The organism is Streptomyces macrolidinus, from assembly GCF_023887685.1.
GTDB classification, from domain to species: Bacteria; Actinomycetota; Actinomycetes; order Streptomycetales; family Streptomycetaceae; genus Streptomyces; species Streptomyces macrolidinus.
The window spans coordinates 1-944 of sequence record NZ_JAMWMR010000099.1; the positions used below are offsets into that span (position 1 = coordinate 1).

The window sequence follows — 944 nt, forward strand, 5'->3', positions numbered from 1 at the left end:
GCGGGAGAGGTCGCGTTCGGGCTGGAGCCGCTCCACCAGATACTCGAACGGAAGGTCCTGATGCGCGAACGCACCCAGCGCACCCTCCCGCACCCGACCCACCAACGCACGGAACGACGGATCCCCCGACACATCCGTGCGCAACACCAGCGTATTGATGAAGAACCCGACCAGACCCTCCAGCTCACGACGCGGACGGTTCGCCACCGGCGACCCCACTACCACGTCCTCCACCCCGCAGTACCGGGCCAGCACCACCTTGAACGCGGCCAGCAACACCATGAACAGCGTCGCATTCTCGCACTCCGCCAACGCGCGCGCCCGCTCCACCACATCAGCCGGGATACGCCACTCACACGCCCCGCCCTCGAACGAAGCCACCGGCAACCGCGGCCGATCCCCCGGCAACTCCAACACCCCCGAAACCCCCGCCAGCCGCTGCTCCCAATACCCCCACTGCTCCGCCAACACCGACCCCGACAACCACTCCCGCTGCCACACCGCGAAATCCCCGTACTGCACCGGCAATTCAGCCAAAACCGGCACCCGACCCGCAATCAACTCCCCGTACGCACGCGACAACTCACCCCACACCACACCCTGCGACCACGCATCCGTCACAATGTGATGCATCGTCAACACCACCACATGATCATCCACACCCAGCCGCGCCACCACCAGCCGCACCAACGGCCCCACACTCAGATCAAAGCCACGCCCCACCTCACGCCCCACCACCCCCCGCGCCCACGCCAACCGCTCCCCCAACGACCCCCCACCCGACTCCACCAACTCCACCCCCACCGGCTCCGCCGGCAACACCACCTGCACCGGCGAACCATCCACCTCCCCAAACACCGTCCGCAACACCTCATGCCGCTCCACCACCAGCGACAACGCCTCACCCAACACACCCACATCCAACCCACCCCGCACCCGCACCG

Annotated in this window: 1 protein-coding gene; it reads right to left on the bottom strand. The window is 67.3% G+C overall.

Annotated elements, in window-relative coordinates:
* Positions 1-942: condensation domain-containing protein (locus NGF19_RS30385; RefSeq protein WP_308288571.1), on the bottom strand; the 942-nt coding region annotated here is incomplete at its 3' end.
* Between the last annotated feature and the right edge of the window lie 2 nt (positions 943-944).